This window comes from uncultured Oscillibacter sp. (genome assembly GCF_947654275.1).
Lineage (GTDB): Bacteria > Bacillota > Clostridia > Oscillospirales > Oscillospiraceae > Oscillibacter.
On record NZ_CANTJS010000046.1, the window covers coordinates 1 to 23,082 of the forward strand.

General features: G+C 64.5%; 19 protein-coding genes. 7 read left to right on the forward strand and 12 right to left on the reverse strand.

Annotated elements, in window-relative coordinates; all coding sequences use genetic code 11:
• The 5 genes from Q0063_RS11400 to Q0063_RS11420 all read right to left on the reverse strand — a co-directional run.
• Positions 1–2,122, reverse strand: a 2,122-nt coding sequence (locus tag Q0063_RS11400; protein ID WP_297872101.1) for a helicase-related protein, incomplete at its 3' end; no start/stop codon positions are given.
• Between the two features lie 545 nt (positions 2,123–2,667).
• A complete protein-coding gene (locus Q0063_RS11405; RefSeq protein WP_297872102.1) occupies positions 2,668–4,101 on the reverse strand; it encodes an S-layer homology domain-containing protein in 1,434 nt (477 codons plus the stop codon).
• A gap of 43 nt (positions 4,102–4,144) precedes the next feature.
• On the reverse strand, positions 4,145–5,149 hold the full coding sequence (locus Q0063_RS11410) for an LCP family protein (protein ID WP_297872103.1): 1,005 nt from the start codon (positions 5,147–5,149) through the stop codon (positions 4,145–4,147).
• A gap of 311 nt (positions 5,150–5,460) precedes the next feature.
• Complete coding sequence (locus Q0063_RS11415; RefSeq protein WP_297872104.1) at positions 5,461–5,742, reverse strand: hypothetical protein; 282 nt, start codon at positions 5,740–5,742, stop codon at positions 5,461–5,463.
• A 40-nt stretch (positions 5,743–5,782) separates the two neighbouring features.
• Positions 5,783–6,031 (reverse strand): sporulation transcriptional regulator SpoIIID, encoded by a 249-nt coding sequence (locus Q0063_RS11420; protein WP_297872105.1) that lies wholly within the window; start codon positions 6,029–6,031, stop codon positions 5,783–5,785.
• Between the two features lie 193 nt (positions 6,032–6,224).
• Between Q0063_RS11420 and Q0063_RS11425 the strand changes: the two genes are divergently transcribed.
• The 4 genes from Q0063_RS11425 (at position 6,225) to Q0063_RS11440 (ending at position 10,047) form a co-directional block, all read left to right on the forward strand.
• Positions 6,225–7,373 (forward strand): aldo/keto reductase, encoded by a 1,149-nt coding sequence (locus Q0063_RS11425; RefSeq protein WP_297872106.1) that lies wholly within the window; start codon positions 6,225–6,227, stop codon positions 7,371–7,373.
• A 4-nt stretch (positions 7,374–7,377) separates the two neighbouring features.
• Complete coding sequence (locus Q0063_RS11430; RefSeq protein ID WP_297872107.1) at positions 7,378–7,803, forward strand: DUF3842 family protein; 426 nt, start codon at positions 7,378–7,380, stop codon at positions 7,801–7,803.
• Positions 7,800–8,939: a uridine kinase gene (locus Q0063_RS11435; protein ID WP_297872108.1), complete on the forward strand. Its 1,140-nt coding sequence runs from the start codon at positions 7,800–7,802 to the stop codon at positions 8,937–8,939. The genes Q0063_RS11430 and Q0063_RS11435 overlap by 4 nt, the downstream gene beginning before the upstream one ends.
• Positions 8,940–9,468: 529 nt before the next feature.
• Positions 9,469–10,047 carry an ECF transporter S component gene (locus Q0063_RS11440; RefSeq protein ID WP_297872109.1) on the forward strand — a complete coding sequence of 193 codons (579 nt, stop codon included), beginning with the start codon at positions 9,469–9,471 and terminating at the stop codon, positions 10,045–10,047.
• Here the strand turns inward: Q0063_RS11440 and Q0063_RS11445 are convergent.
• On the reverse strand, positions 10,040–11,434 hold the full coding sequence (locus Q0063_RS11445; protein ID WP_297872110.1) for a PLP-dependent aminotransferase family protein: 1,395 nt from the start codon (positions 11,432–11,434) through the stop codon (positions 10,040–10,042). The two genes, Q0063_RS11440 and Q0063_RS11445, sit on opposite strands and share 8 nt — an antisense overlap.
• A gap of 268 nt (positions 11,435–11,702) precedes the next feature.
• Here Q0063_RS11445 and Q0063_RS11450 point away from each other — a divergent pair, with 268 nt between their 5' ends.
• Complete coding sequence (locus Q0063_RS11450; protein ID WP_297872111.1) at positions 11,703–12,269, forward strand: ECF transporter S component; 567 nt, start codon at positions 11,703–11,705, stop codon at positions 12,267–12,269.
• Positions 12,270–12,445: 176 nt separating this feature from the next.
• On the opposite strand, the gene Q0063_RS11455 is transcribed toward Q0063_RS11450, so the two are convergent.
• Positions 12,446–13,012, reverse strand: a complete 567-nt coding sequence (locus Q0063_RS11455; RefSeq protein ID WP_297872112.1) for a TetR/AcrR family transcriptional regulator — start codon at positions 13,010–13,012, stop codon at positions 12,446–12,448.
• 23 nt (positions 13,013–13,035) lie between these two features.
• Positions 13,036–13,623 (reverse strand): TetR/AcrR family transcriptional regulator, encoded by a 588-nt coding sequence (locus tag Q0063_RS11460; RefSeq protein ID WP_297872113.1) that lies wholly within the window; start codon positions 13,621–13,623, stop codon positions 13,036–13,038.
• Positions 13,624–13,778: 155 nt separating this feature from the next.
• On the opposite strand from Q0063_RS11460, the gene Q0063_RS11465 reads away from it, so the two are divergent.
• Together Q0063_RS11465 and Q0063_RS11470 are read left to right on the forward strand one after the other, a co-directional pair.
• Positions 13,779–16,763 (forward strand): hypothetical protein, encoded by a 2,985-nt coding sequence (locus Q0063_RS11465; protein ID WP_297872114.1) that lies wholly within the window; start codon positions 13,779–13,781, stop codon positions 16,761–16,763.
• 19 nt (positions 16,764–16,782) lie between these two features.
• On the forward strand, positions 16,783–18,924 hold the full coding sequence (locus tag Q0063_RS11470) for an RND family transporter (RefSeq protein ID WP_297872115.1): 2,142 nt from the start codon (positions 16,783–16,785) through the stop codon (positions 18,922–18,924).
• 114 nt (positions 18,925–19,038) lie between these two features.
• Here Q0063_RS11470 and Q0063_RS11475 read toward each other — a convergent pair whose 3' ends face one another.
• From Q0063_RS11475 to cysK, 4 genes are all read right to left on the reverse strand, one after another.
• Positions 19,039–19,743 (reverse strand): YoaK family protein, encoded by a 705-nt coding sequence (locus tag Q0063_RS11475; protein WP_297872116.1) that lies wholly within the window; start codon positions 19,741–19,743, stop codon positions 19,039–19,041.
• Positions 19,744–19,795: 52 nt separating this feature from the next.
• On the reverse strand, positions 19,796–20,911 hold the full coding sequence (locus Q0063_RS11480) for an S-layer homology domain-containing protein (RefSeq protein WP_297872117.1): 1,116 nt from the start codon (positions 20,909–20,911) through the stop codon (positions 19,796–19,798).
• A 51-nt stretch (positions 20,912–20,962) separates the two neighbouring features.
• Positions 20,963–21,613, reverse strand: a complete 651-nt coding sequence (locus tag Q0063_RS11485; protein ID WP_297872118.1) for a PIN domain-containing protein — start codon at positions 21,611–21,613, stop codon at positions 20,963–20,965.
• 379 nt (positions 21,614–21,992) lie between these two features.
• Complete coding sequence (gene cysK / locus Q0063_RS11490; RefSeq protein ID WP_297872119.1) at positions 21,993–22,925, reverse strand: cysteine synthase A; 933 nt, start codon at positions 22,923–22,925, stop codon at positions 21,993–21,995.
• Positions 22,926–23,082 lie beyond the last annotated feature (157 nt).

Sequence of the window (23,082 nt, forward strand, 5' to 3'; positions counted from 1 at the left end):
TTCCGCAGCGGGCGCAGAAGCGGATGTTGTCCCGCAGGCGGTGGAGCAGGATTTCGTTGATGGCGTCGGCCACCCGCTCCCGGGTGTCATAGAGCCTGTCCTGATCCACCGGGCAGCCGAAGGCCTTGGAGAAGGAGAAATAGAGGTCCAGTTTTCTGTAATACTGTTCCAGCTCCGGCAGGGTGGATTCCCCCTCGGGCAGTCCGGGCTGTTCAATGGGTTCCCCCCGCTGCCAGCGGCGCAGGAAGGAGAAAAACAGATCCCGCAGGGCCTCCTCCGTCTCGTCGAAGGGGATGTTGGCTGCCCGCAGCTCCTGTTCCCTGGTCAGCAGGAAGCCCATTTCCCGCATTTTGGAGATGACGGTGATATAGCGGGAGATGTCGAGACGGCGGTAGGGCTCCGCAGTGGGCATCCGGTTCCACTGGGTCAGCACCTCCAGCAGGTCGAAATCCGCCTGGAGAACCAGGTCGGAAAAGCCCGCCACGGCGTATTCCAGAGGTGGAATCTCCGCCTCCAGCCCCGCCCGGATGGTCCCCAGGTCCTGGGTGGCCCCTACATAGCCCCGGTTGTACATGCCGAAGCGTCCCGCCCGGCCGGCGATCTGTTTGATTTCCCCGGGCTTCAGCGGGCGGCGCTCGGTGCCGTCGAACTTTTCGGTTTCCATGAAGATAATCCGCCGGATGGGCAGGTTCAGCCCCATGCCGATGGCGTCGGTGGAAACGATATATTCCATCTCTCCCGCCAGAAAGCCCTCCATCTGCCGGCGGCGGGTGGAGTAGGGCAGGGCCCCGTAGATGATGGCGGGCTCCTTTCCGCTCTGGCGCAGGTCCTCCGCCACGCTGAGGACCCCCACCTTGGAGAAGGTAATCAGGGCGTCCCCCGGCTGGACCCGGCCCGGGTCCACGGTGCGGGTCATGCAGACCAGGGGCGTGTTCCGCCGGTGGACCTCCACCTCCCAGCTGTCGCCGCAGCTCTCAATCAGGCGGATCAGCAGCTGTTCCGCCTCCGGCGCGGCGCACAGGTGGACCTCCGGAGCCAGAACGCCGAGAATGGCCCGGGTCCAGGCGTAGCCCCGCTGCCGGTCCGCGATCATCTGGCACTCGTCCACCACCGCCACGTCCCAGCGGCGTTTCATGTCCAGCTTTTCCGCCGTGGCGGCCAGGTGGGTGTCGTCCTCCCGGATGTCCTCCTCCTCTCCGGTGGAGAGGGAGCAGTCCACTCCGGCGTCCAGCAGGGTTTCCTGGGCCTCCAGGGCCAGGAGGCGGAGGGGGGCCAGATAGACCCCGGTTTTCGCCTGCCGGAGCCGCTGGAAGCCGGCATAGGTCTTGCCGGTGTTGGTGCCCCCCAGGTGCAGCACGAAGCGGCGGCGCATGGCCCGGGCCTCCGGGTATTCGTCCTTGGGGTTCAGGGCGATGAGCAGGCTGAGGCTGGTGCGGATGGCCCTGGGGACATACCAGACGGACCAGACGGCGGCCAGCCCCTCCCAGAGGAGCTGGGAGGCGGGAAAGCCCTCCGCCCGGAGCATGGCCCCCGGGTCCGCCTCCGGCTGGGCGGCGGAGAAGTCCTCCAGGATGCACCCAGCGGCGGCGCGGAGGATATGGGGGTAACGGTCCTGAACCTGCCGGGACAGGGGGTGTCCGGCGCACTGGCCCAGCCAGGCCGCGGACCGCAGAAAGCGCTTCAGCGCCGCCGTCAGCTGCCTGTCGCCGCAGCCCTGCTCCAGGGCGAGGAATTCCATCAGGGGGCCCTTGACCTGGGCGTTGTCAAAGGCCCGGCTTCCGGATATCTCGGGAATCCGGGAGAGGAGGGCGCTGTGATAGTGCCCGGCCAGGAGCCAGGCCGGGGAATCGTCCTGCTCTGCCTCGTCCCAGGCCTGGGACAGCAGGAAACAGGCGTGCCGCGCACCGGGGGCGGCCTTGGCGGGTCTTTTCACGGCGCCCTCCGCAAAGCGGGGGTCCCGCTCCGCGGTCCGCACGGTGTCCCTGTCCCAGACGCGGACCGCGCGGCGCTCCCAATGGACCACCTGGGGACTGGGAAGCAGGTCCCGAATCAGCTCGCTGGTCCAGCCCCTCCGTTTCAGAACGGAGACGGACCAGCCGGAGCCCGGCCGCTGTCTTGCCATGGCGTTTCCTCCTGTCCTGGCAGTGTTATCTGGTTTGCCCCGGAGCTGAGACGAAGCAGTTCCTTCCCTTCAGCTGCGGCGGTGGTGATTGCCCCATCCGGCGTCGTGCCGGCCCGTTCTCCGTGGGCGTCGTACGGGCGGCCTGTCCCCTCAGGGGCCGAGGGGAGCAAAAGGGGCGTTCTCATCCAGTATGGCCTGAAAAGCCCCGTTTTCCGGTGGAAGATTTTAGAACCTGTATTCATAGCCGGGGGATGCCGGATGGGCGAGGAACCGGATGGGCGAGGAACCGGATGGGCGAAGAACCGGATGGGCGAGAATTTTTCTCGTCAGACAAGGAGATCTTTCGCGCCCGCGGCCATACTGACGGATTGCAGGGGAAATCGGCGCAGTATGGCGGGAAAAAGACCGGCCAGACGGCGCGCAGAGGTTGTGAATACAGGTTCTTACATGCTTCCATACCTGGCAGTCATGCGCAGACTGCCGAAAAGACTTTTTCGACACGCTTCGCGGCCCCGCCTGACGGCGGGGCCGCGAAGGGGCCGGATTCACCAGGCGTGATAACGCCGGGACTGCTCGGGGGTCATGGCAAAGTAGTCATAGCTGACGGCGCTGCCGCTGTCTCCCCAGGTGGTGTCGATGTGGACGGTTTCGCCGTCCAGCACGGCCACCGTCCAGATGTGGCTGTCGTTGGCCAGGGCATAGCACTTGATGCCCTCCAGCTTCAGCAGCATGTTATAGGCTCCGGTGTATCCGTCGCATACGGCGGCGCCGTTGGCAAACAGATTGTAGGCGATGTGGCTGAGGGAGTCGTCTCCGGCCTGGTAGTCATAGACGCAGTGACTGCAAATCCAGTCATAGTAAATCAGGGCCTTTTCCCGGTCCGTCATGTCGGTGGTGATGGTCCCGTTCTCCCACAGCTGGTCATGGACGGCCACGGCGGCCTCCATGGCGGCGGCTCGGTATTCCTCCAGACGGTCCCCGGCTCCGGCGGCGGTGAAGGACAGCGTCACCGGACCGGCGATGACATAGGTGCAGTTGACGGCGTTGTAGCTCTGCTCACAGTAGACCTTCACCGCCTCCAGGGCGGACTCCATGATTTCCTTGGCCCGGGGGGCGGTGACGCCGGGGTAGTACAGCAGCAGCTGATGCTCCCCTCTGGCCAGCATGTGGCGGATGGTGCTGTCCATCTCCCCGGCGCTGGCGGGGGAGGGATAGAAGGTGCCGGGCTCCACCAGGTCGGACAGCAGGGTTCCCTGGGCGCTGTAGAGCCGGGAGAGATCCCACTGGGGACGGACCCGCAGGGCGGGGTCCACCATGCGGGTCAGCATGGCCGCCGCCGCCCCCCGGGTGATGGGGGAGTCCGGCAGGAAGGAGCCCCAGGCGTCGCTGCCGGCGGAGACGCCCCGGCGGTAGAGGGTCAGAATGTCGGTGTAATAGGGGGTGTATTCGGTGACGTCCGTGATGTAGCGCCGGCTGGAGTACCCCACCGTCACCAGCTCATTGTTGACGCTGGGCAGGGCCTCCTCCGGAAGAACGCCGGCCAGAACATGAGCCACCTCCGCCCGGGTGGCGGGCTCGCTCAGGCGTCTGTCCAGCTCCGGACCCAGTACACCCTCGGACTGGAGGTAGCGCAGATAGCCCAGGGCGGCGGGGCCGCTCTCCTCCGCCCACACGGCGGGACCGGCCTCGGCGTCTCCCAGACGGTAGAGGCTGCGGATGCGCCCGGCGAAAATGACGATCTGGCCCACGGTCATGGGGTCGTTCAGGCCGAAGGAGCCGTCGGACTTTCCGTTGGACAGGCCGTATTCGTACAGGGCGGCGGCGTTGTCGTAGAAGGTGGACCCGGGAACCAGGTCGGAAAACTGGTTTTCATAGGTCCTCTGGCGGATGAAGTTCTCCGTGCTGTCCTGGGCGGCCTGGACGGGGATGCTCAGCAGCAGGCACAGGGCCAGCAGCAGGGCGGGCAGCTTCTTGTTCATGGCGCTCCTTTCTTTTTGGGGGCCCTGTGTGAACGGACCCCGGTTATGAAGGGATGTTCAGGTCCTCCGGAAGGCGGTCCTCCACATAGGGGTTCAGGTACTGGTTCACCAGAGCCAGAACCTCGTCCTGATTCAGGTAGATATAGGGAGATTTCCAGTCCCCCGGCAGGGTGGAGAAGTCGATGGCCTCCGGTCCCATGCCGATGGCTTCCGCGCCCAGCCAGGCCAGGTTCCCCAGGCTGAGGTCCGTCTCCACATACTGGTGGAAAATCTTCACGAAGCTGTCCAGCTTGGTCAGATTGGACACCGTCAGGGTCTTTTTGGCCACGGCCTTCAGAAAGTTCTGCTGGGTCTGCATCCGGCCGATGTCCTCGCTGCCGTAGCCGGTGCCGTCGTTGTTGTGGCGGAAGCGGACCACCTTCAGCGCCTCGGCCCCGTCAAGGTGCCGCATCCCCTTGGGGAAGTGGATGGACAGGTCCTGAAGGGGGTCGTCATAGTCCATGTCCACGGGAATGTAAAAATCCACGCCGCCGATGGTGTTCACCAGGGCCTCGAAGCCCCGGAGATCCACCAGCACCGTATAGTCCACCGGAATGCCCAGCTGCCCGGACACGGTCTGAGCCAGCAGCTCCATTCCGCCGGAGTTGTAGGCGAAGTTGATTTTCCGGTTTTTTCCGTTGATGACGGCTTTGGTGTCCCGGGGGATGCTGACGCCGTAGATATAGTCGTTTTCCGCGTCAACGGCCACCAGAATATTGGTGTCGCTTCCTCCGTTTCCGTCATCCACGCCGGAGACCAGAATCGTGTAGAAGGAGGGCTTGCGCTCGTAGTGGGAGCGGAGGGATTCCGCCTCCTCCTCGCTGAGCCCCTCCGGCAGGCTGTCCGACACGCTCTGGACAGCGCCGGGCTCGTCGGTTTTCTGTTCCGGGGGCCGGAGAAAGGCCCGGAGACAGGCGTATGTTACGGCAAGCAGGATGAAAACCAGCAGCAGCGTCCGGCCCCAGTGAGAGCTGGACCGGCGTCTGCGGCGTCGACGGGTTCTTGGCATGGGAAACCTCCACGCGCCCTGAGGCGATTTTTCTGTCTCCCGTTCCTCCGCGGCTTTTTCCGCCGGGCTTCGGGAGCTTCTGCATGGCATCAGTTTTTCTATTATAAAGCCTGTCCCGCCAAAAGACAAGAGAAAAAGTGTGAACAGCCTGCCGAAAAGTTTGAAGGGGTCGAAAGGGTCGAAAAGCTCGAAAAGCTCGAAAAGCTCGGAAAGCTCGAAAAGCTCGGAAAGCTCGAAAAGCTCGGAAAAGTCTCCAGGGCAGAAAGGCCCGGCGGGACCGGAGTCCCGCCGGGCGCTTCAGCCTGGGGCGTTCACTGGGCCGGGGGCTCCTGGTCCTGCTCCGACATCTGCTCCAGCAGAGCCTTGATATCCGCCAGCAGCTGGTTTTGATAGGACAGAGCGCAGCGGATGTAGTGCAGGGTGGGCTCCGGCTGCTGGACGGCGGGAATGCCCTCCCCCACCGGATGAGGCCAGCGGCGGACCTCCGGCTCCGCGTAGACGGGGACGCCCTCGCCCCGGCCTCCTGCCGGAGGGCGGGAGACCGGGACGGTTCTTGCCGCCCGCCGTCTGCTGCCGTATTGTCGATTAGCCATAATTTCCTCCTCCCACGGCGGGGCCCGCCGTGATTTCGCGTCAGTCACCTCGATATTTCTTCCGGGTGGCGATGCCCCCCCGGATGTGCCGCTGGGCCTTGTTCACATCCAGCACGGCCTTGACCTGAAAGTACAGCGGCCGGTTGAACTGGGGAAGCCGCTCGGAGATATCCTTATGTACGGTGGACTTGCTGATGCCGAATCTCTGTGCGGCGGCCCGGACGGTGGTTCGGTTCTCTATGATGTAAAGGGCCAGGCGTTCCGCCCGCTCCTCCATATTTCCCTTCAAAACATCTTCACTCCCCGCCTCTTGTTGGTCCATCTTATGCAGGCCGGCGGCGGGATATGTGCCGGAGGGCGGAACAAACGGGATTGAGAAAAAGGCAAACGGGGAAAAAGACTCTTGACATGGAGCGGACTCCACGTGTTATGCTGGATACCGACAGGCACATTCACCGAGCGATTTAAAGGAGGCGTTTTCTATGCGATACCGCGCGTTAGGCCGGACCGGCATCCAGGTGAGCGAGATCGGCATGGGCTGCGAGGGCCTTGTGAACAAGAGCCCCGCCCAGGTCAGGGAATTCGTGGATTTGATGGAGGCATTCGGCGTCACCTGCATCGACCTTTACACCCCGGACCCCGCCGTCCGCAGCAGCCTGGGCCAGGCTCTGCGGGGCCGCCGGGACAGGTTTGTGCTCCAGGCCCATCTGTGTTCCGTGTGGAAAGACGGACAGTATATGCGGACCCGGAACATCGAAGAGGTCCGGGCGGCCTTTGAAGACCAGCTGAACCGCCTGGAGACGGACCATGTGGAAATCGGCATGATTCACTATGTGGATTCCCTGGCGGACTGGGAAGCCGTGCTGAACGGCCCCGTCATGGCCTATGCCCGGGAGCTGAAGGAGGCGGGGACCATCCGCGCCATCGGCCTTTCCAGCCACAACCCCCAGGTGGCTCTGGCGGCTGTGAATACCGGGCTCATCGGCGTGCTGATGTTCAGCGTCAACCCCTGCTACGACCTCCAGCCCGCCGGCGAGGACGTGGAGGAGCTCTGGGCCCCGAAGAACTATGCTGCCGGACTGGTGAACATGGACCCGGAGCGGCAGGCTCTCTATGAGACCTGCCAGCGGCTGGGTGTGGGCATCACGGTGATGAAGGCCTTTGGCGGCGGGGACCTCCTCAGCGAAACCCTCTCCCCCGCCGGACGGGCCCTGACGGTCTTCCAGTGCCTCCGCTACGCGCTGGACCGGCCCGGCGCGGCCTGCGTCATGTCCGGGGCCCGGACCCTGGAGGAGCTGAGGCAGAGCGCCGCCTATGAGGAGGCCTCAGAGGCGGAAACGGACTATGCCGCCGCCCTGGCGGCCCTGCCGAAAATCAGCTGGCAGGGGCACTGCATGTACTGCGGCCACTGCGCCCCCTGTCCCCAGGGCATCGACGTGGCCATGGTCACAAAGTTTCTGAACCTCTCTCTTGCCCAGGGGGACGTCCCCGAGACCGTGCGGGAGCATTACGGCCTGCTGGCCCGGGGCGGCGGGGACTGCGTTGGCTGCGGGGCCTGTGAGACCCGCTGCCCCTTCGGCGTGCCGGTGATGGAGAACATGCGCCGGGCGGCGGAGCTCTTCGGGAGGTGAGACTATGAGCCGTGTTCGCACCGTTTTGATTCTGGACGGCCAGGGGGGCGGCGTGGGCAGCCAGCTGGTGAAGCTGCTGAAGCCCCGCCTGCCGGCGGACTGCCGCCTCCTCTGCGTGGGCACCAATGTCATGGCCACCAGCGCCATGCTGAAGGCCGGGGCGCCCCAGGGGGCCACCGGGGAACACGCCGTGCTCTGGAACGCCCCCCGGGCGGATTTGATTCTGGGCCCCATCGGCGTCATTCTGGCGGGGGGCATCCTGGGGGAGGTCTCTCCCGCCATGGCCGCCGCCGTCTCCGGGGCCGGGGCGGTGAAGATTCTGATTCCCTCCGCCTCCTGCGGCGTCCTCGTGGCCGGGACGGAGGACTGCCGCCTGGAGGAATATCTCCGGCGGGCGGCGGAGCAGGCGGTGAAGGAGCTGGGCCTGTGAGAGTGGATTTTCTGGACGCTGCCCGGGCCCATTGGGCGCGGTATCCCCTGATGGAGCCCCGGGACTTTGCCAAGCTGGCCTATCAGAGCGAATTCGGCCCCGCCCACATGGCGGAGGGCCCGGACAGGGTGCTGGCGGCCCTGCTGGCGGAGCGGAAGGAGGCGGGGCCGGACCCCCTGCCCCCGGAGCCCATTGGAAACGGCCTGTGCCGCCTCCACATCACCCAGGCCCTTTCCACCCTGTCGGAGCTTCCCCTGATCGGACGGATGTTCACGCGGACCATGGCCTCCGCGGAGGGAACCGCCTCCGGCCTCTCGGAAAAGCTGGACCGGCTGGCCGCCCTCCCCGTCCCCGGCCTGCCGGACTATCTGGAGAGCTGGCGGCGGGAGGGCTGTCCCCCGGTCCGTCACAGCGAAGCCTTCCGGAAAGCCTACCGTCCCCACTACCGGGTGGTCCGGCAGGACCTCGCCGGGTATCTCCCGGCTCTGGTCCCCATCGATCGGCTGTCCAGAGAGCATTACGCCGCCTGGCTCAGGCTCTCCCACAGCGGGGCGCTGGAGGGCGGCGCGTCCCCCCGGGAGAGAGGTCTGCGGCCATATCTGGTGGCGGTGGACGGCCGCTGCGGCAGCGGAAAGACCGGCTTTTCCGGCATCGTGGAGCAGCTGATTCCATGCCGGATGCACGTGGCCCACATGGACCATTTCTATCTGCCGCCGGAGCGCCGGGGGGAGCGCTGGACGGAGGTCCCCGCCGGGAACATGGACCTGGAGCGGCTCCGGCGGGAAATCCTGCTGCCGGTCCGCTCCGGAAAGCCCCTGACATATCCGCCCTTTCTCCCCGACGGCCCGGTGCTGGACGAATACGGAGAGGAGATTGAGATGGACCCGGACGATGCGGCGCTGATTTTAGTGGAAGGGACCTATTCCCAGCACCCGTCCCTGTCGGAGTTCTATGACTACAAGATGTTCCTCACCTGTGAGCGGGAGGAGCAGACCCGCCGCCTCCGGGCCAGAGAGGGAAGCTATTACCCCACCTTTGACCGGGTGTGGCGGACCCTTGAGGAGCGCTATTTCTCCGCCTGCGGTACCCAGGCGGCGGCGGATCTGACGGTGGATACCACGGACTTTTTCGGCTGAGCCGGAAAGGGGCGTGTCCCGTTGGCAGATTTTATGCAGGGGTGTGTCCATCCGCGCGTTTTGTAGCGGGGATGCCATGTAGGGGAGGGGCTCTGTCCCCTCCCGTTCTTCCGGACTCTCCATACTTTCGGGAGATGGAACAGGCCCCTGTATAAAATCTTTGCTTTGGACATCCCCCGGAAAAAGGGACTTGGCAGGAGCCGGACCCCTATGGTATACTCTCCATATGAAATGCCGGTTTTTTTGACTGCCCAAAAAAAGATTTTCGGATTTCCGGGTGAGAGAAGGGGGCGGAATGCGCAGGGTCCCGGACAGGACCGCAAAAAACCCGGCATGACGCCGCCAGGAAGGCGGCGGAAACGCGCCGTTTATCCTCCGGCATCCGCGGCCCTTTGAGGGCCCGGAGGAGGACGCAGGCAGACGGCCCCGTTCCGCAGAAGGAACGGGGCGGACAGAAAGGTATTGACAAGCAGCCAGGAAGGCCCCGCCCCTCAGAAGACGGGCAGACTTTTGAGAAGGAGTTTTTCCCATGAAAGAAACCCAAACCACCCCCAAGCGGGTCCGGAGCCTGGCCGTCGCCGCCGCGATGCTGGCTCTGGGCTATGTTCTGCCCTTCTTCACCGGGCAGATTCCCCAGGTTGGAAACATGCTCTGCCCCATGCACCTGCCCGTCCTGCTCTGCGGCTTCCTCTGCGGCTGGAGGTACGGCCTGGCGGTGGGCTTCGTCCTGCCTCTGCTCCGCAGCCTCCTCACCGGTGCGCCGCCCATTTTTCCCGCTGCCGTCTCCATGGCCTTTGAGCTGGCGGCTTACGGCTTCCTGTCGGGCTGGCTCTACAGCCGGTCCCGCTGGCAGTGTGCAGTGGCGCTGTACCGCTGTCTGATTGCCTCCATGCTGGGCGGGCGCGTGGTCTGGGCCGCGGCCCGGGTGGTTCTCTCCGGCGTCTCCGGACAGGCCTTCACCTGGGAGATGTTTCTCTCCGGGGCCTTCCTCACCGCCGTTCCCGGCATCATCCTTCAGCTGGTGTGCATCCCCGCCGTGATGATTGCGCTGGACCGCACCGGAATGGTCCGTTTCCGCAAAGGAGCGCCTCAGACCGCCATCAGCTAGGCCGGGGCCCCCAGACGGCCTCTGTCAGGAGGGCTGCCGTCTCCTCCAGGAGACCCAGGTCCAGACCGGCGTAGTTTACCACCAGCGTATGGGCGTATTCCGGTCTTTGGACCGCCGCGTATTCTGATAAAAAGCCGAGACGCACCCCCAGACCCTCCGCCCGGCTGCGGAGGGTCTGGTCGTCTTCCTCCGTATCCAGCCGGAGGAGAAAGTGGAGTCCCGCCCCCTGCTCCATGATGGAGGCCCGGCCGGCGAAGGCCCGGGAAAAGGTCTCCAGCACGGCGGCCCGGCGGGTCCGGTACACCTTCCGCAGGCGGGAGAGGTGCCGTTCGTACCAGCCCCCCGCCAGAAACCGGGCCAGAACCTGCTGCTCCAGGGCGGGAACGGTGCAGGCGTAAAAACCCAGCTCCTGCCTCCAGCGCTCCAGCAGCGCCGGAGGCAGCACCATGAAGCCCACCCGCATGGAGGGGGAAATGGTCTGGGAAAAGGTGTTGATGTACACCACCCGCCCCCGGCGGTCGATGCTCTGAAGGGTGGGGATGGGCCGGCCGGCAAAGCGGAGCTCGCTGTCGTAGTCGTCTTCAATGATGATGCCGCCGGTTTCCTCCGCCCAGCGCAGAAGGGCCAGCCGCCGGGCGATGGGGGTAATGGCCCCGGTGGGATAGTGGTGGGCAGGGGAGATGTGGAGCACGTCCGCCCCGGAGGCCCGGAGGGCCTCCAAAGATACCCCCTGACCGTCCAGGGGCACAGGGCGGCAGACAGCGCCCCACTTGTGATAGACCTGTCGGATTTTGGGATAGCCGGGGTCCTCCAGGGCAAAAACGGCCTCCCGGCCCAGAAGCTGGGCCAGCAGCAGGTAGAGATATTCCGCTCCCGCGCCCACGGCGATCTGGTCCGGCGACACCGCCATGCCCCGAAAGCTCCGGAGATTCTCCGCGATGGCCCGCCGCAGCGGCAGCAGGCCCTGATGGGGCGTGGGGGCCAGCAGGTTCCCCTCCGACAAAACCTGCCGGGTGAGCCGGGCCCAGACGGCGGAGGGGAACAGTCCTCCGTCCATCCGGTTCCGGGCCAGGTCCAGCCGCCAGGCCGGCGTCTCCGGAGGGCTGGACAGCTCCGGAGGCACAGAGGAAGGCGGAGAAAGCCGGTCCACCTGAGCGGCAAAAAAGCCCCGGCGGGGCCGGGCAGTCAGATAGCCCTCCGCCTCCAATTGCTGATAGGCCCCTTCCACGGTGATGACGGAGACACGCAGATGCTCCGCCAGGGCCCGTTTGGAGGGCAGCCGCTCTCCCGCCGGCAGAGCGCCGCTGAGGATGTCCTCCCGGATGCGATTGCAGAGGTATTCGTAAAGCGGCAGCCCGCCCCGGGCCTCCATGTCGTATGTCAGCATGTCCGTGCCTCCTGTCTGATACTTATTTCAAATAAAACGAAATCGTTTTATTTGAAATAGAACCGCATTCTGTGTTTCTGTTTTGCACCGGAATGGCGCAAAACACGTCTCATAAGAATCCAACGCGCCTTCAGCGCTGTCAAAAGCTTTTGAAAGCTTTTTAATGAGTTCTAGTCTGACCTTATAAAAAATCTCGATTCTGGATATTTCAATCATATCACAGATGGGCTATGATGGCAACAGACAAGGCGAAAGGAGCGAAAGACAGATGGAAAAAACGCTGGACCGGACCGGGGGACGGGAGCATGTGCGGCAGCTTGTGATGACGGGGCTTTTCGCCGCTCTGGGCTGCGGGGCGACCATGGTTTTGCAGGTGCCCTCTCCCACCGGGGGATATCTGAATATGGGGGACGCGGTGGTTCTTTTGGGGGCCTGGCTGCTGGGACCGGTGTACGGGGCCGTTGCCGGGGGCGTGGGGCCCGCTCTGGCGGATCTGCTGTCGGGATACGCCATGTATGTGCCGGCGACTCTCGCGATTAAGGCCCTGATGGCCCTGACGGCGGCGCTGCTGTACCGGAGGCTGGGAAAGAGGGGACGGACCCTGCTTCCCTGCGCCCTGGCGGCGGAGGTTCCCATGGTGCTGGGCTACTGGCTGTTCGACGCCCTGCTGGTCAGTCTGTCCGGCGGGGGGGCCTTCGGGCTGTGTCTGGCGGGCAGCGCGGCGGGGATTCCGGGCAATCTGGTCCAGGCGGGCTTTGGCGCGGCGGCGTCGGTGCTGCTGGCGGCGGCCCTGGGGAAAAACGCCTATGTCCGGAGGGCCTTTCCCGGCTTTTGACGGCCCGGGGGCCGCCTCGGGAGCGGTCACGGGGGACGGACCCGCACCTTCGACGCCGCCGTCCGCAGGGCGGGACGCGCCTGCCCCAGGACCGCGTTCCGGCTTTCCGGAGACTGAAAAAGCAGGATGGATGTCCATCCTGCTTTTTGTCATGCTCCGGCGGCGTCCGGCCCCGGTCAGGTCTCCGCGTCCTCCGCCGCCCGGCGGAGGAACAGGTCCGTCATGCCCTCCCCCAGCTGGCAGAGCCGGTGGAATTCCTCCTGCATATCATAGCGCATGCCGTCGTTCAGCCAGGCCACCACCTGGCCGAAGCACTCGCACTGATAGAACCGGATGAGGATTTCCCGGTCGGAGGGCCGCATGTTCACGCCGTGGAAAGCCGCGGAGGCGTATCCCTCCACGGTTCTGCGGCAGAGCTCCATCAGGTGCTGCTCGAACATCTCCCGGCTCACCGACTGGCTGATATGCAGCACTGTCCGCCGGTGCTCCGTGGCGAACCGGGCGGCGGTCTCCAGGCAGGCCGTCAGGCTCAGGGCGGTGCCCTGCTCCCTGATGATGCGCTCCGCGTGCTCCTCCACAATCTCATGGAGCAGGGAGGGGATGTCCCGGAAGTGATAATAAAAGGAATTCCGGTTCACGCCGCAGTCCTGGACGATGTCCTTCACGGTAATCTCCCGCAGGGGACGCTGGTTCAGCAGCTTTAAAAAGGACGCCTTGATGGCGGCCCGGGCTTGAGAGGGCATGGGATGTCTCCTTTCTGATGCGGTCAGGTCCGTGCGAAGAGACCGGCGGCGGCCCCGTCGGCCATCCGCTGGGCGGCGTTTACCAGCTCCGCCTTGGGCAGGGCCATGCCCTGGCGGAACCATTCCTCTAAAAGGCCGATGAAGCCCCAGGTGAGGAAGCTGAGAAAATACTCGGTCCGGGCCTGGTCCCGGGTGTGGAACCAGGTTTCCAGCAGGGCGGCTCCGTTCCGGGAGATCAGCTGCTGCAAGGACTGGATGAACCGGCTGGCCTCGGAGCTGGAGAAGAGGACCGCGCAGGTCTCCCGGTGTTCCACGATGAAGTCCACCACGGGGCCCAGCACCGGCCCCACGCTGCCTTTCGCCACCGTCTCCGGGATGTGGGCGTCAATCAGGGCCTGCACCTCCTCCAGCAAATCGTCCTCCAGACTTTGCAGCAGCTCGGCGGTGCCGGCGTAGTGGAGATAAAAGGTGCCCCGGTTCATGTCCGCGCCGTCGGTGACGTCCCGGACGGATATCTCGGAGAAGGTTTTTTTCTTCATCAGCTCCAGCAGGCTTTCCTTCAGCATCCTGCGGGACCGCCGGGCCCGGCGGTCTTCTGGATTCTTCAGCATGTTGCGCCTCCTTTGTATGGAGCGGCCATTGCTGTTAGACAGATTCTTCCTTTTGTCTATTGACCGCTTCCCATGTTCTTACTATAATCAACTTAAATCGATAAGTCAACAAAAATATTTTAATTGACACTAGTTGATTATTTGGAGGAATGGATATGACCCAGCATGTGAGAACGGCAGGACACACACTGAGAACGCGGATGCTCTCCCTGACGCTGGCGGCGGCCCTGGCGGCGGGGTGCGCTCTGCCGGCGGCGGCAGCGGAGCCTGCCGGCGACGGCGTGACCCCCACCTATGACGAGGCCTATTACGCCACGCTGGACTACTACGGCGGCCTGACGGAGGGCAGTGTGGTGAAGAGCTATGCCCTCAACGGCAGCGCCGGCCTGACGGACTACGGCGTGTATGACGAGGTGGTGAACCTCACCGACGGGACGGTTCCCACCGTTGGCTCGGGGTCCGCCGTCTTCCGCTTCGGTGAAGAGGCTCCCTCTCACTTCTACTTTGAGGGCAAGACGCGAAAGCCCTTTGAGAATCTGCCCTGGACCCTCAGCCTCCGCTACACCCTCAACGGCGTCCCCACCAGGGCGGAGGACCTGGCGGGGAAACAGGGGGTTGTAGAAATTCTGCTGGACGCCGTGCCCAACGAACACGCCGGCGACTACGCCCGGTATAACTACACCCTGGCCGCCGCCGCCATGTTCAACCAGGACGACATCCTCTCTCTGGAGGCCCCCGGGGCCCAGGTTCAGCTGGTGGGCAACCTGCGGACGGTGCTGTTCATGGTCCTCCCCGGCGAGGAGCGGCATTTTTCCATCCGGGTGGGCAGCGACGCCTTCACCTTCGGCGGCATGACCATGCTGATGGTCCCCGCCACCCTGGCCCAGCTGGAGGAGATTTCCAAGCTCAGCCAGCGCAAGGACGACCTGGAGGAGGATTACAGGGCCCTCTCCGGCAGTCTGGACAATCTGCTGGACGCCCTCAGCGACATTCAGGGCGGGCTTTACGCCTCCGCCAGCGGTCTGGACCAGCTGGATGCCGCCCGCCGGACCGTCTCCGGCGGCAAGGGGACCATCTATGACGGCACGGACCGTCTCCGGGGGGACCTCACCGGCATCGCGGACCTGCTGGAGCCGGTGCAGGGTCAGGTTCTGGCCATCAGCCAGCTGGTGACGGATTCCAAAACCGTTCTCAACGACCTGACGGATACCGCCATTTCCCTTCAGACCCAGCTCAAGGACCTGGAAAGCGCCCTCAGCGCCCTGGAAGAGGGCTCCGACGATGTGCGCAGCCTGCTCCGCTGCACGGAAAACCTGAAATACAGCCTGTCCCGCCTTCAGGACGCCCTGGGGGGCACGCCCTCCATCCCCGGTCTGCCTGAAAATCCCGGCAGTGCCATAGAGGCCACGGTGGACAAGGTGAAGGCGGTCCACAGCGCCTATGAGGAGCGGGACCGGCAGACCTTCTATGAAAAGATGCTGGTCATCCAGGGCGAGAGCCCTTCCGCCGCCGCCGAAAAGGCCGGGAAGGCGGCCCAGCTGGCGGCCGCCGGCGCCCTGGACAGCGCGGAGGCCAAGGAGCAGGTCATTCTGGCCCTGGCCTTCCAGGCGATGCAGGCCCAGGCTCCCGGCCTGACCCAGGAGCAGTTCGCGGCCCTGCTGGCCGCCGGAGACCCGGCGGCAGTTGGCGCAAGAGAGGCCGTCGCCCGGGAGGTGGAAGCCCAGCTGCCCGGCGTCCGGCAGCTGGAAGCCCTCTATCAGGCGGCAGGCGCTCTGTCCTTCCAGAAGTTCTGTGAAAAGCTTCCCGGCGTCACGCCGGAGCAGGCCAAGCAGATGAATGACCTGTGGATTGTCTATAACAGCGGCAGTCTGGAGACGGGCCGGAGCAAGGCCCAGTCCCTCTCCGGGGCCCTCCTCCTCAATGACCCGGCGGACGGAGAGAGCGCCGGAGACAGCGGCAAAGAGCCCTCCGGGGACAGCACCAAAGAGCCCGCCGAAGACAGCGGCAAGGAACCCGCCGAAGACAGCGGCAAAGAGCCCTCCGGAGACAGCGGCAAGGAACCCCCTGCGGACAGCACCAAAGAGCCCTCCGGGGACAGCACCAAAGAACCCTCCGGAGACAGCGGCAAAGAACCTGCCGGGGACAGCGGCAAAGAACCCGCCGAAGACGGCACCAAAGAGCCCGCTGGAGACAACACCAAAGAGCCCTCCGGAGACAGCGCCAAAGAGCCCTCCGGAGACAGCGGCAAAGAGCCCTCCGGGGACAACGCCAAAGAACCCTCCGGGGACAGCGGCAAGGAACCCCCTGCGGACAGCACCGAAGAGCCTTCCCAGCCGCCCCACGAGAGCGGGTCTGTCGGCGGCGCGGTGGTGGACCTGATTACCGGCAGTCTGGACAGTGCCTCCTCCCAGATCAACCAGATTCAAAACCAGCTCACCGGGGCCATGCGGGATATCGCCGGGCCCACCGCCGAGGTGGTGGGGGACCTGGCGGACCTCTGCGGCCAGATGGACGATCTGACGGAACTGCTGGACGACGCCGGGGACGTCTCCGCCGCCCTGCGGAACGCCTCCCATAAGATTCGGGATATCCTGGGGGAGACGGATAATCTGCGGAACCTGCTGAACGACTATGAGCCTATATTACAGGAGACCCTGAACACCGTGGGCGGACTCAGCGCCGCCGCCGCGTCCACCGTCCGGGATATGGAGAGCCTTGCCGCCGACGCGGAAGCTCTGCTGAAAACCTCCGGGGAGCAGCTGGACGCCGGCGCCCGCCAGTCCCTCAGCGGACTGTCCTCCGCCCTGCGCCAGACCGCCAGGGCCCTGGGGACCACCGGCGACGTGCGGGAGGCCAAGGACGCCGTCACCGGTATTGTGGAGGACGTCTGGCACGAGTACACCGGAGACGTGAACAATCTGCTGCTGATGGACGCCGGGGCGGAACCCGTTTCCCTGACGGACAGCCGGAACCCTGCTCCCGCCAGCATTCAGATTCTGCTCCGTACCCAGGAGATTCAGACGGAGAAGGCGGAGACAGAGGCCGAGTCCGCCCCCCAGGCGGAGGCCGATACCTTCTGGGACCGCGTCGTCCGGATGTTCCGGGATTTCTGGAGCGCCATCACCGGAATTTTCCGCTGAGGAGGGAGGACACACATCTATGGTTGAAAAAATTGCCCATAAGCTGACGAGAAAGCCCCGATTGGTGGCCCTGGCCGCGGTGCTGCTGCTGATTCCGTCTGTCCTCGGCTACGCCGCCACCCGCATCAACTACGATATCCTCTCCTACCTGCCCCAGGACCTGCCCTCCTCCCGGGGCGAACAGCTGCTGGAGGACCCCTTCCAGATGGCGGCCACCAGCATGCTCATGGTGGAGGGAATGCCGGCGGGGTATACCAACCGGCTGATTCAGGACATCAAGAAGGTTCCCGGGGTCTCAAACGCCCTCTGGATCAGCAATCTGGTGGGCATTCAGATTCCGGTGGAGATGATTCCGGCGGACCTCCGGGAGATGTTCTTTTCCGGCCAGGCCACCATGATGCTGATTCAGTACGACCACCCCGGGGCCTCCGACGAGACCATGGAGTCCATCGAGCAGGTGCGCCGTCTCTGCGGCAGGCAGTGCTTCCTGGCGGGCTTCTCCGTGGTCATCAAGGACACCCGGGACGTGATGGACGGGGAGCTCCCCATTTTCGTGGGGCTGGCGGTGCTGCTGGCCCTGGCGGCCATGAGCGTGACCCTGGAGTCCTGGGTGCTCCCCTTTGTCTACCTGGCCAGCATCGGCATGGCGGTGGTCTATAACTTCGGCAGCAATATCTTCCTGGGTCAGATTTCCTATATCACCAAGGCCATTGCCGCCGTCCTCCAGCTGGGCGTCACCATGGACTACTCCATTTTCCTCTACCACCGCTACGAGGAGGAGCGGGAACACTATGAAGACAAGCGGGACGCCATGGCCCAGGCCATCATCGCCGCCTTCCGCTCCCTCTCCGGCTCCAGCATGACCACCATCGCCGGCTTCCTGGCCCTGTGCTTTATGCGGCTGACCCTGGGCCGGGACATCGGCATCGTCATGGCCAAGGGCGTGGTGCTGGGGGTTGCCACGGTGATTCTGGTGCTGCCCTCCCTGGTGCTGATATTCGACAAGCAGATTGAGCAGCACAGGCACAAAACCCTCATTCCCTCCTTTGATAAGGTCAACGCCTTCATCCTCCGGGCCAGGGTGCCCCTGGTGATTTTGACGCTGGCGCTGTTCCTGCCGGCCTGGTACGCCCAGAGCCACGCGGGCATCTACTACAAGCTGGACGAATCCCTGCCCCGGGACCTGCCCTCCATTGTCAGCAACGAGAAGCTGAAGGACGACTTCGACATGGCCACCAGCCACTTCGTGGTCCTCCGGGACGATCTCTCCGCCGCGGACATGAAGGAGATTGAAAGCAGGATGGAGCAGCTCCCCGGCATCAACTCCGTGCTCTCCTACCACAGCATCCTGGGGGCGGGCATCCCCGACTTTTTCGTGCCCGGCGGCGTCAGAGACATGCTCCGTCAGGAGGGGTATCAGCTGATGATGATCAACTCCGGCTATGCCCCGGCCACCGATGAGGTCTCGGCCCAGCTGGACGCCATGAACGAGATTCTGCACGCCTATGACCCCGGCGCCATGATTACCGGCGAGGGCGCCATGTACCGGGACCTGATTGACACCTCCTCGGTGGACTTCCGCATCACCAACTATATCTCCATCGCGGCCATTTTCCTGATTATCGCCATCGTCTTCAAGTCCGTCACCATTCCGGCGGTGCTGGTGGCCACCATCGAGCTGGCTATTTTCATCAATCAGGGCTGCTGCTACTTCCTGGGCACGGAAATTCCGTTTATCGCCCCCACCATCATCAGCTGCGTCCAGCTGGGGGCCACGGTGGACTACGCCATCCTCATGACCTCCCGGTTCCAGGAGGAGCTGCGACGGGGACTGAGCCGGAAGGAGGCCATCCTGATTGCCGCCAATTCCTCCGACGCCTCCATCGTCACCAGCGCCCTGGTGCTCTTCTGCGCCACGCTGGGTGTGTCCTTCGTCTCCTCCATCGACCTGATCGGGGCCATCTGCGTCATGCTGGCCCGGGGCGCGCTGATCTCCGCCCTGGTGAGCATCTTCCTGATGCCCGCGGTGCTCTGCGTCTGCGAACCCCTTTTCAGCAAAACCAGCTGGCACTGGAAGACCCCGCCCTCCGGAGACAGCGGAGAGAAACCGGAGACTCTTCCCGAAGAGACGGAGGACGCCTGTATGGCCATCGGCATGTGAAACAAGAGTCCGGCAGGCAAAGCCTGCCGGACTCTTGTTTCAATTAGGAATTAGGAGTTAGGAATTAGGAATTAGGAATTAGGAATCAGGAGTGCCGTCAAGGTTAAAAAATTCCTAACTCCTCATTCCTAATTCCTCATTCCAGGTGAACCATGCTCCCAGGGCCAGCAGCGGCAGACAGAAGTAGATGCTGGGGATGCCCCAGTGCCTCACGCAGAGCCAGCCGTAGGCCACTCCGGCGTGGAAGCACAGCAGCGTCGCGCCGTAGAACCGGAACTGCCGCCAGAACCGTTCTTTCCGGGTGCAGAGGTATTCCGTCAGACCCTCGGCGCACTGGCGGAGATTGTTGGTGGAGAAAATGGTGGAGCTTTTAAAGCCCGCCGCCTCCGGATAGGCCGCCCACTGCACCGCCGCGGCGAAAAACACCGGGTACAGCGCCGCCAGGGGATTGGCCGTCCCGGGAATCCGGGCCAGCAGGAGGCAGACCGCCCCGTCCGCGGCCAGGGCGGACCAGCGGAGGGCCCTCCGGCCCCAGTGCCGCCGGATCAGCACCGCCAGGACAATGCCCCCGGCGTAGCACAGCATAGACCCCAGCCGCAGCAGGAATTCCGGAAGAGAGCGGCTGAGACCGGCAATCACCAGATAGATCAGGTTCCCCGTCTCGGCGGAACCGAAATTGCCGTCCCGGAGGAGAATCGCGTAAATGCCGAAGAAGCCCCCCGCCAGGGCCATGGCATGATGGGTCCGGATTTCCCGCCGGGCCGGGAGGCCGCTCTGGGGGCGGGGCTCCTTGGTCCGGCGCTGCTCCGCCGTTTCCATGGTCTCTCACCACACTTTCAGGCTTGTCGTTCCGCCGCCCCGGGGAGGCGGGTCACAGATAGGGATGCCGGTAGGGGGCCGGCTCCGGCCCGCAGTAGAGTCCGTAGGCGTCGCAGATCCAATAGGTCCCGTTGAGGTTCACACGGCACCACTGGTGGGAATACTGATTTTCATTCACGTGCTCATAGGGGATGCCCAGCATGTTCAGGCACAGTCCCGTGGCCCGGGTGCACCCGGCGCAGGAGGCCACCCCCAGGACGAAATAGCCGTAGGGGTCGTTGTAGTGGGGGGTCTCCATGGAATAGCTCATGCCCGCGTCGAACATCGCCCGGAGGGCCGAGGCCACGCCGTAAAGCTGCTCTTCCCGGCTGAGGCCCGCCAGGGGCTCCACCACCTTCCGGGCCGCCTCATAGGCCTGGGCCATCTCCGCATCTCCGGCCTTCCGCCGCAGGCTCTTCAGGTTGGCCAGCTGGCTCAGGGGCACCGGCTCGAAGGGCGCGGCCTTCAGCGTCAGGGACTTGCGGAGGCTGGGGTCCACGGCCCGGCCGGCAATGGCCGCCGCCGCGCCCCGGGTGATCTGGCCGTCGGGGCCGAAGGTGCCCTTGGCGTCGCTGCCGGTGAGGATGCCCGCCCGGTACAGGGCGTAGACCGGCTCACCGTAGTAGGCCTGGGGAGAGACGTCGGGAATGCCGCCGTCCTCCACGCTGCTGATGACGCTCAGGGCCTCCTCCGGCAGGGCCGCCCAGAGAGCCCCGGCAAAATCGCAGCGGAGAATAGGGCTGTTGAAGTCCCGTTCGGTGTAGCCCTCGAAGCCCAGAAACTGATGGGCCACGGCGTAGTCGGCGTAGGGCTGATACCAGGGCGTTCCCGTCCCGGCGGGCAGCTCCGGGCCGTCGCCGCAATAAAGGGCGTGGACCCGGCAGGCCATTGCCACCGCCTGGGCCATGGTCACCAGGCCGCTGGGGTCGAAGCGGTCCGCGGATTTGCCGCCCATCAGGCCGTATTCATAGGCGGTCTGCACCGCGCCGGCGCACCAGCTGCCCTCGGGCACGTCGGTGAACTGCCCCGGCGTATAGGTGTTGACCTTTTCCGCCTCCAGGGCGGAAGCCGGCAGGACCAGGCCCGCCGCCAGAACCAGGGCCAGCAGGAACGACAGTGTTTTTTTCATGATGATTCCCTCCTCACGGCGCAGACGCGCCGGGTTTCAATACCCGGGGCCTCACAGCTCCCCGCTGCTCTTGAGCCGCCGGTAAACCTCCAGGCCGTCCTTCCGGCCAAAGCGCCGCAGGGCGTCCAGGTAGATCACCTTGGGACTGCCCCCGCTCTTCACCAGCGCCTCGATTTCCTCCATCCGCCCGGTGAGACCGGTTCCGGCAAAGGACTCCTCCAGCAGCCGCCGCAGCCGGTTCCGCTCCTCGCAGGCGGCGTGGAAGCCGCCGATGTCCGTCATCTTCATCCGCTGGCGAATCTGGGCCGTCCGCCGGTCGGCCATGTTGGCGCTGACGATGCCCCGCTCAATGCTCTCGCTGACCAGCACCCGGCGGGGCGGGTCGGCCCGGTTGGACCAGTACTCCCGGAGGGACTGAAAGCCCTCGTCCCGGCTGATGACCAGGGCGGTGCTTTGATAGCCGCTGCCGAAGATTTCCCCCAGGCGGGTGGCGATGTAGAAATCCAGGGCGTTTTTCCGGACCTTCAGCAGCTTGCAGACCTCAAAGCCGCAGCCGGAGTCCCGGATGTCCTCCAGATGCCGGGCCTCCAGATGGGGAGTGGAATCACTGTAGAATAAAATCACATGGTCTGTGGGCAGCAGGGAATCAGAGCCCCGAAGTCCGGCGTTTTTCACATTTTCAACGTCTACCAGAAAATACATGCTCCGTCCTCCTCTTGCACCCCCGGCGCTTTCTTTTGTAATGACAGTGCCTATTGTAGCACAAAAATCCGCCGCCGCCAATAGAGAAATAAAAAAGAGGCTTTTTTGTACATTGCGCATTTTATCAGGAGAAAGAGGCCTTCGTAGGGGCTTTGCGCCTGCAGCAAACGTCTGTAGGGGCGGGCCTCTGCGCCCGCCCGTTTTCCCGATGAAACCGGGCTTCCGGCAGAGAGGCCGGGACAGAGCCCGGCCCCTGCATATACAAAAATCTCCCAATGGGATACTCCCATAAAAAAGTTTTTTTGCGCATCGCGCATTTTATCAGAAAACGGGACCGCCCCTTCTGATGGCGGTCCCGTTTTCAGCGGGCGCGGCTTTCTCAGTCCGCGAACATGGGTGTGGAGAGGTAGCGGCTGCCGTCGTCCGGCAGCAGGGCCACAATGGTTTTCCCCTCGTTTTCAGGACGCCTGGCCAGCTCCAGCGCCGCCCAGACCGCCGCCCCGGAGGAGATGCCTACCAGAATGCCCTCTCTGCGGCCCACCCGGCGTCCGGCGGCATAGGCGTCCGCCTCCGTCACGGTGATGACCTCGTCATAGATTCCGGTGTCCAGCACGTCGGGGATGAAGCCCGCGCCGATGCCCTGAAGGCCGTGGCTTCCGGCCTTCCCGCCGCTCAGCACCGGGGAGCCGGCGGGCTCCGCCGCCACCACCTTCACCAGGGGGTTCCGGCTCTTGAGATACCGGCCCGCGCCGGTGATGGTGCCGCCGGTGCCCACGCCGGCCACGAAGATATCCACGCCTCCATCGGTGTCCTCCCAGATTTCAGGGCCGGTGGAGGCCTGATGCGCGGCGGCGTTGGCGGGATTCACAAACTGGCCGGGGATGAAGCTGCCGGGGATTTCCGCCGCCAGGGCCTCGGCCCTGGCAATGGCCTCCGACATGCCTCCGGCTCCGTCGGAGAGCACCAGTTCCGCGCCGTAGGCCTTCATCAAAAGCCGACGTTCCATGCTCATGGTGTCCGGCATGACGATGATGACCCGATAGCCCCGGGCGGCGGCCACGGAGGCCAGGCCAATGCCGGTGTTGCCGGAGGTGGGCTCGATGATGACGGACCCGGGCCTCAGCAGGCCCCGGTTCTCGGCGTCGTCAATCATGGCCAAGGCTACCCGGTCCTTCGCGCTGCCGGCGGGGTTGAAACACTCCAGCTTGGCCAGGACCCGGGCCCTCAGGCCGTCCTCTTTTTCAATGCGGACCAGCTCCAGCAGCGGGGTTCTCCCGATCAGCTGGTCTGCGGATGTATAGATTCTGCTCATAGCTCTAAAACCTCCCGATGGCAGGATGACAGGTGATTACAGAATTATATACCCGCCGCCGTCCGGTGTCAATCAAAGCGGGTCCCCGGAGGGACCCGCCGAGTGTAGGAGTACAATACATGTAGGACATTAAAGGAAGAAAACAGTAGAAGGATGA

Excerpts from the sequence above, each read along its gene's own strand:
- Q0063_RS11415 (WP_297872104.1), bottom strand. The coding sequence starts at position 5,742 with ATGGCTAATCGACAATACGGCAGCAGACGGCGGGCGGCAAGAACCGTC.
- Q0063_RS11430 (WP_297872107.1), top strand. The coding sequence starts at position 7,378 with ATGAGCCGTGTTCGCACCGTTTTGATTCTGGACGGCCAGGGGGGCGGC.
- Q0063_RS11410 (WP_297872103.1), bottom strand. The coding sequence starts at position 5,149 with ATGCCAAGAACCCGTCGACGCCGCAGACGCCGGTCCAGCTCTCACTGG.
- Q0063_RS11470 (WP_297872115.1), top strand. The coding sequence starts at position 16,783 with ATGGTTGAAAAAATTGCCCATAAGCTGACGAGAAAGCCCCGATTGGTG.
- Q0063_RS11440 (WP_297872109.1), top strand. The coding sequence starts at position 9,469 with ATGAAAGAAACCCAAACCACCCCCAAGCGGGTCCGGAGCCTGGCCGTC.
- Q0063_RS11480 (WP_297872117.1), bottom strand. The coding sequence starts at position 20,911 with ATGAAAAAAACACTGTCGTTCCTGCTGGCCCTGGTTCTGGCGGCGGGC.
- Q0063_RS11450 (WP_297872111.1), top strand. The coding sequence starts at position 11,703 with ATGGAAAAAACGCTGGACCGGACCGGGGGACGGGAGCATGTGCGGCAG.
- Q0063_RS11455 (WP_297872112.1), bottom strand. The coding sequence starts at position 13,012 with ATGCCCTCTCAAGCCCGGGCCGCCATCAAGGCGTCCTTTTTAAAGCTG.
- Q0063_RS11465 (WP_297872114.1), top strand. The coding sequence starts at position 13,779 with ATGACCCAGCATGTGAGAACGGCAGGACACACACTGAGAACGCGGATG.
- Q0063_RS11485 (WP_297872118.1), bottom strand. The coding sequence starts at position 21,613 with ATGTATTTTCTGGTAGACGTTGAAAATGTGAAAAACGCCGGACTTCGG.
- Q0063_RS11425 (WP_297872106.1), top strand. The coding sequence starts at position 6,225 with ATGCGATACCGCGCGTTAGGCCGGACCGGCATCCAGGTGAGCGAGATC.
- cysK (WP_297872119.1), bottom strand. The coding sequence starts at position 22,925 with ATGAGCAGAATCTATACATCCGCAGACCAGCTGATCGGGAGAACCCCG.
- Q0063_RS11445 (WP_297872110.1), bottom strand. The coding sequence starts at position 11,434 with ATGCTGACATACGACATGGAGGCCCGGGGCGGGCTGCCGCTTTACGAA.
- Q0063_RS11405 (WP_297872102.1), bottom strand. The coding sequence starts at position 4,101 with ATGAACAAGAAGCTGCCCGCCCTGCTGCTGGCCCTGTGCCTGCTGCTG.
- Q0063_RS11475 (WP_297872116.1), bottom strand. The coding sequence starts at position 19,743 with ATGGAAACGGCGGAGCAGCGCCGGACCAAGGAGCCCCGCCCCCAGAGC.
- Q0063_RS11460 (WP_297872113.1), bottom strand. The coding sequence starts at position 13,623 with ATGCTGAAGAATCCAGAAGACCGCCGGGCCCGGCGGTCCCGCAGGATG.